Source organism: Armatimonas sp., assembly GCF_043760365.1.
Taxonomy (GTDB): domain Bacteria; phylum Armatimonadota; class Armatimonadia; order Armatimonadales; family Armatimonadaceae; genus Armatimonas.
Genome location: NZ_JAYUPA010000305.1, coordinates 1 through 5,410, shown reverse-complemented (window position 1 = coordinate 5,410; position 5,410 = coordinate 1). Strand labels below are relative to the sequence as shown.

The following is a 5,410-nucleotide window of genomic DNA, read 5'->3' as shown; positions in this document are numbered from 1 at the left end:
CAGTGGCTCTCCTGCCTTTTTCGTTGTTGTTCGCGCTGACGGGCTGCGGCGGCTCAGGCACTGCCACGGATAGCGCGAGCCTGCCCGGTGGCTCCGCGTCGCGCGGAGCCGGAGCAATGCCTGCGGAGCCTGCAAGCGCGGGAAGCATGGGAAGCGCGGCGGCGGCGGCAGCGCCCTTCACCCCTGTGGGCCTATTTCTCACCGGCACCGATGCCGCAAGGCCGACCTGGGAGCATGTCTGGGCGACGATCTACAAAGTGGAGGGGCTGGGAGCCGATAGCAAGCCCGTCACTCTTTTCACCAGCGGCGAGGGCTTTTTGGTAGATCTCACCCAGCCTAGCGCACTGCCCGGAGCGGGCGTGGCGGCGACGAGCCTCCCCGGCCTGACCCGACTGCGGCTCACTCTGGCCCCTGCGGTGCAGGCCAGCAAGATGGAACAGAGTACGGTGGAGACAGTGGCGCTCGTGCCCGCTCTGCCCAAGGACGCCGACGGGCGCGCTGTCGCGACCCTTACTCTGGCAAAGCCATTTGAAGGTGGTGCACTCACCTTAGCGGCGGATCTGACAAAGTTTATCCCGACCGACGGCAAAGCGGGGCTGGAGCTAACGCCTGCTGATGCCCCTAAAACCCCGACACCGCTCACCGCAGCAGGCACGCTACGTGGCGGGCTTCTGATGTTGCCCGGCGGTGGACGGCTCACGCTGGAGCTGGCAGGAGCACAGCTCGCCAATGCCGATGGCAACTCGCGCCCCAAGCTCACCGACGGCGCGGCGGCGATCGTGGACGGGCAGCTCTCCCCCGACGGCAAGACACTAACCGTGAGCCGCCTGACACTGGGCCGCGCGGAGCTTGCCACGCTAGAGGGCGTCCCCTCGGATCCCGACCCGAAGCTGGGAACATTTGCGCTCACTCTGAGCCGCGCCACCGGAGTTCTGCCCACCCGTCTCGCCGTGAGCGCAAACCTCGCGGAGAAAGCCGTTCTGCGCGGACGTGGCGGGCTCCCGCTCACCCGTGAGGCTTTTCTGGCCGCACTCGCCGAAAAATCAGGCCGGGTGCGAATCGAAGGCGGCTACGAGCCCGCCACCGGCGCGTTTGCCGTGCGCCGCGCCTGGCTGCTGGGCAAGAGTGCCCGCGAAGCTCAGGCAACGGGTAGCGTGGCCGTGGACGAAAAATCAGGCGCTCTCACCCTAACCCAGCCCACGGACTGGGACGGCTTCAGTCCAGGCGAGAAAGGCCTTGGCCTGACCACCACCGCCGCAACCGCCTACCTCGACGACAAGGGGGCAGCGCTCACCCGCGAGGCGTTTATCAGCGCACTCAAAGAGCGAGCCGCAAGCGCGATCGGCTTGCTAGACGGCGACGGCAAGCTCGCCGCAACAAAGCTCACCCTGGCCGCCCCCCTTCCCATTGCCACCCCCCTTCCCAAGCCCGAGCCCGACAAAAAGTCGTCCTGAACTCAACTCAATCATGACCTACTGCGAGTTCGTGCGCTCCGGGAAAGCTCACCCGGTACACCTGTACTACCACGACCACGTCTACGGCTTTCCCGTCGAGAGTGACGACGCGCTTTTTGAGCGGCTGGTGCTGGAGATCAATCAGGCGGGCCTGAGCTGGGAGACGATTCTCAAAAAGCAAGACGGCTTCCGCGCTGCCTACGATGGTTTTGTAATCGCGAGAGTGGCAGCCTACGGTGAGAGCGACATCGCTCGCTTGCTCGCCGATCCAGGGATTATTCGCAATCGGCTGAAAGTGCGTGCCGCCGTCACCAACGCGCAGAAGATCCTCGAACTCCAGGCCACGCACGGAAGCTTTAAAGCTTGGCTGGATTCCCACCACAGCGTCCCTCAACAGGACAAAGCGGCCTGGGTCGCCCTCTTCAAGAAGACCTTCACCTTCACCGGCGGCGAGATCGTCGGGGAGTTTCTGATGAGCTGCGCCTATCTGCCCGGTGCCCACGACTTGGACTGCCCCCAAAGAACTAAGGCCTAGGGCGTTCTGCCAGAAACCACGCGCCCAATCCCCGCTAAGTCCGGCGTGATCGTCACCTCCACCAGCCCCGCGTCCCGCCAGAGCTGCGCCACGGCTTCGTCCTGCCCCTGCCCGACTTCGACAACAAGTAGGCCACCGGGCATAAGCCTTGCAGGCGCTTCAGAAGCCAGCCGTCTATAGAAGCTCAGGCCCTTCTCCAGGTCAAGCGGGTCAAAAAGCGCGGTGTGGGGCTCGAAGTCTCGCACCTCGGGCTCCAGCGTGCTGGCTTCGCTTGGCGCGATATACGGCGGGTTGCTGACAATTACCGAAAAGCGCTGCTCGGGTGGCAGTGGTGCGAGTAAGTCGCCCCGGCAGAACGTCACCTGAACGCCGTGCCGCGCCGCATTCTCTTGCGCAATCTCCAGCGCCGCCTCGGAGATATCCGTCGCCCAGACCTGCGCGTCTGGCAGGAGCTTGGCGAGTGTGATGGCGATGCAACCCGAGCCGGTGCCGATGTCTAAAATTTGCCTCTCCCCGCTCTGCCTCTCCCCGCTCGACTGCTCGCGACCTGGGCACCCTCTGGGTACGGCTTCGCGAAGAGGGTAGAACGTGGCGCAGGTCTCGTGACTACAGTCCCCCTTCGCCGCGAGGAACGAGCGATCAGCCGGAGGGGGTGGCGAGCCTAAGCGAGCCGGGGGAGGCAAAAACGACATGGTAGGCAAAAAGCCAGTCACCGCTTCCACCAGGTGCTCCGTCTCAGGCCGGGGAATCAGCACGGCGGGAGTGACGCGAAAACCCAGGCCATAGAATGCACGCTCGCCCAAAATATAGGCCAGCGGCTCGCGGCTCGCGCGGCGGGTGAGAAGCGCCTCGAAAGTTTCCCCCTGGCCCCCGATAACGGGGGAATCAGAACGCAGGATGAGCTGCTCGCGGGTGAGGCCAAAAGCGTGCTGAACCAACATCCGGGCCTCGCCACGGGCTTCGGCGGCGGGAATTCCCGCATTGGTGAGGCGCTCGGTGGCAGCGGTAAGCAGCTCGCGAAGAGTTACCACTCCAGCGCGACGGCGTTGCTGGCAGGGCGACGAGGTGGGCGAGGTTTGGTGGGGACACCTGCGCCTTGCGTGTCGTTGTTGCCATAGCCGAGAATATTGAGCTCGGCGTTATGGTGCTCGGTGGCGGTGGTGAAGACGAACCAGATGCTCGGCTCGGCATCGGGGGTGGTATCGCGCAGGATCAGGACGTAGCGACCGGGCAGGCGCGGGTCGTCGCTGATGCCGCTCAGGGCATAGCCCCACGAGAAATAGCGCAGCTCTGTCAGCTCCGCAAAGCTACTCGGATTTGGGGCATCGTCGCCTGTCGGTTCCCAACGCATCGTTTTACTCCTTAGATGAGCATTTTACCGTAGAATAGCCACGATGACACAGACAGTAGCAGTGCGCTGGGGACGGACGCTGGGGCTTGCCCTGCCGCTGATCGTGCTCAACACGGGCTGGATCGCCAACTCCGAGATGCGTACCAAAGTCACGGAGATCACCATCACGACCCTGTTTATCGGAGTCGCGTTTCTTCTCTTTCTGCTGAGTGTCGGCAATGCGCTGGTGCGGAGATTCTTGCCGAAAACCGCACTGCGCCCGGCGGAGCTGTTTGCAGTCTATGTGATGCTCTCGCTCAGCTCATCGGTGGCGGGGATTGGGAACCTAGGCTTCTTCACGCCGTTTCTCACCAACGCCTGGCGCTACGGCCCCGAGCGTGGGTGGGAGAAGTTTTTTTCGTATCTTCCCACGAACCTGCTCGGCCCGCGCGACCCGGCACGGCTGAAAGACTTCTACGAGGGCCACACAAGCTTCTTCACACGCGAGGCGCTGCTGGCGTGGGGGCCGTCGCTGGCGTTCTGGGGCGTTTTTCTGTTCCTGCTCTTCTCCACACTGCTCTGCCTGGCCTACGCCCTGCGCCAGCGCTGGGCGGATCAGGAGCACCTCACGTTCCCCGTGGTCGCGCTGCCGCTTGAGCTCTGTCGGGAGGGCGTGCCGCTCTTTCGGAATACGTTATTCTGGGCGGGGTTTGTGCTTCCCGCATTCTTCTACACGCTCAATACGCTGGCGGGAATGTACCCGAGCTTGCCGTCGCTGCCGTTTAACAAGCCCATTGACCTGATGGCCCTCAACGCCCCGCCGTTTAGTGGGTTTGGGATGGTAGTCGCGCTGATCCATCCGTCGGGGATCGGCTTCGGGTTTCTGATCAACGCCGACATGCTGCTCTCGCTCTGGGTGTTTCATGTGGCCAAGAAGCTACTCAACTTCTGGGGCGTCACGCAAAACTGGCGGGACTTAGGCACGGACACGCAAAACGAGCACCCGGATCAGTTCCCGTTTATCCAGTTCCAGGCATGGGGCGCGTGGCTGGTGGTGTGTGTCGCGGCGCTCTTTGCCGCACGGCGCTACTTCGCGACTCTCCCGCAGCAGCCCGGCGCACGGGTCGCACTCACGGGCGCCGCCATCGGCTTTCTGGCGATCTGGGCAATGCTGGTGCTTGCCGGTGCGCCGTGGTGGCTCCCGCTAGTTCTGCTCACGATCTACATTCTCCTCCAGCTCACGCTCACCCGCCTGATCGCGGAGACGGCGGTGCTCTCGCCACTGCTGAACTGGGTGGACCCACAGAGCATGATCACGACGCTCGCCGGAACCGCCGCGCTCTCCCCAACCGATCTTTCGTACCTGGCGACCCTCTCGTGGTTCAACCTAGACTACCGCGCCGCCGTGATGCCGCAGGCACTCCAGGGTTTTGTGGGCATGCGCCGCTCGCACTCCCCGCTGCGTCCCTTCGCCTTCGCCTGCCTGCTCGCGCTCGCGGTCGCCATCGTCAGCGCACTGCTCTGGGACATGCAGTTCTACCATGTGAACGGTGCGGCGACCGCCAACGTGAATAACTACCGCCCCAACATGGCAAGCTCCCCGTGGGCACAGCTCAACGGCTGGTGGGCCCGCAACCGCGCCCCGGACTCCCACGCCTGGCTCGGCGCCCTCTTCGGCGCGGCCACGACACTGCTCCTGGGCATCCTCCGCACGCGCTTCGTCGGCTTTCCGCTCACGCCCTCGGCCTACGTGCTCAACCTCACCTGGGCCAACGAGCTGTTCTGGCTCGATCTGCTGATAGCGTGGGTTCTCAAAGCGAGTGTCCTGCGCTACGGCGGCATCAAGCTCTACCGCACCGCGCTCCCCTTTTTCCTCGGCCTCATCCTCGGCGACTTCGTCACTGGAGCCTTCTGGTCGCTGGTGGGGCTGGGGTTGGGAGCGGAAATCTATCGAACGTTTCCAAACTGATATGACTAAATTTGATCCCTTTGTTCACTACCCGACACATTTTGTCGCCCCTTTTGTGTGAACTAGACGCATTCTCAGAGGGATACCTTTGTTGAGGCAGTATTCCACCCAGTTGAGCCCGA

General features: G+C 63.6%; 4 protein-coding genes and 1 pseudogene. 3 read left to right on the top strand and 2 right to left on the bottom strand.

The annotated features are described in order from the left end of the window. Window positions 1-1,454 (top strand): annotated as a pseudogene (locus ACH2EH_RS07330) (hypothetical protein); the annotation flags it as partial. Between the two features lie 13 nt (window positions 1,455-1,467). After that, window positions 1,468-1,989, top strand: a complete 522-nt coding sequence (locus tag ACH2EH_RS07325) for a DNA-3-methyladenine glycosylase I (RefSeq protein WP_395140348.1) — start codon at window positions 1,468-1,470, stop codon at window positions 1,987-1,989. Here ACH2EH_RS07325 and ACH2EH_RS07320 read toward each other — a convergent pair. Together ACH2EH_RS07320 and ACH2EH_RS07315 are read right to left on the bottom strand one after the other, a co-directional pair. Beyond that, window positions 1,986-3,020, bottom strand: a complete 1,035-nt coding sequence (locus ACH2EH_RS07320; protein ID WP_395140346.1) for a N5-glutamine methyltransferase family protein — start codon at window positions 3,018-3,020, stop codon at window positions 1,986-1,988. The two genes, ACH2EH_RS07325 and ACH2EH_RS07320, sit on opposite strands and share 4 nt — an antisense overlap. Then, window positions 3,014-3,340, bottom strand: coding sequence for a hypothetical protein (locus ACH2EH_RS07315; protein WP_395140344.1), 327 nt, complete (start codon window positions 3,338-3,340; stop codon window positions 3,014-3,016). Before ACH2EH_RS07315 ends, ACH2EH_RS07320 begins: the two co-directional genes overlap by 7 nt. Window positions 3,341-3,383: 43 nt before the next feature. On the opposite strand from ACH2EH_RS07315, the gene ACH2EH_RS07310 reads away from it, so the two are divergent. Then, window positions 3,384-5,288, top strand: coding sequence for a DUF6785 family protein (locus ACH2EH_RS07310; protein WP_395140342.1), 1,905 nt, complete (start codon window positions 3,384-3,386; stop codon window positions 5,286-5,288). Window positions 5,289-5,410: the final 122 nt, after the last annotated feature.